The organism is Halobacillus sp. BBL2006 (assembly GCF_000786645.1).
Lineage (GTDB): Bacteria > Bacillota > Bacilli > Bacillales > Halobacillaceae > Halobacillus.
Genome location: NZ_JRNX01000955.1, coordinates 1 through 611 on the forward strand (window position 1 = coordinate 1; position 611 = coordinate 611).

The window sequence follows — 611 nt, forward strand, 5'->3', positions numbered from 1 at the left end:
TTTAATTTTTTTATTTCTGGCAGACGAGGGTGGATAAGGATTCCTTTCCTTTGGAAAGAAGGCGTATGAGTCGTCACTTCCTCGCCATTTACTTCATGAAAACTCCGATTATACCCAAGAGATTTTATCTGTTTTCCTAAATAGGGATTGAATAAAGAACCTGTTCGTTCATGATAAAGTGAAGCAGCTTTGAGAAGATGATAGAATTCATTGGATATTCCTATCCATTTTTCTGATGGATCAAGCTCGTTAATTTTGGAGACTTCACTCTCTCTTAAAAAGCGAGAATACCTCTGTTCCACCCCTTTGAACCAATCTTCAAGGTCTTTTACATTCTCAGCCTCTACATGGAAGCTTGTTCCCATACAATCAAAATGGTTTGTTTGAATCATGAGTGTCTGGTTCTCCGTTCAGATGGCTCCATTCCTTGAAACTGATGATCATCTTCAAACAAAAAGTAATCCTCTGAATCGGATGCAGGCTGTTCGATGACAGTAGATTCACTTTCCCCTTGGACAGGATGATTTTGTACGAACCCTATAAAAGAAGCTGCTGTTACAGCAGTTGCTATGCCTGTAAACCACTTTACTGTTGTCTTCTTTTTTTTCATT

Annotated in this window: 2 protein-coding genes; both read right to left on the reverse strand. The window is 38.6% G+C overall.

Translation table 11 applies throughout. From position 1 onward, the window contains the following. The coding region (locus LD39_RS21360) for an FAD:protein FMN transferase (protein WP_035553808.1) at positions 1 to 392 on the reverse strand (392 nt) is incomplete at its 3' end. Beyond that, the coding region (locus LD39_RS23360; RefSeq protein ID WP_035553811.1) for a hypothetical protein at positions 389 to 611 on the reverse strand (223 nt) is incomplete at its 5' end. The genes LD39_RS23360 and LD39_RS21360, both read right to left, overlap by 4 nt.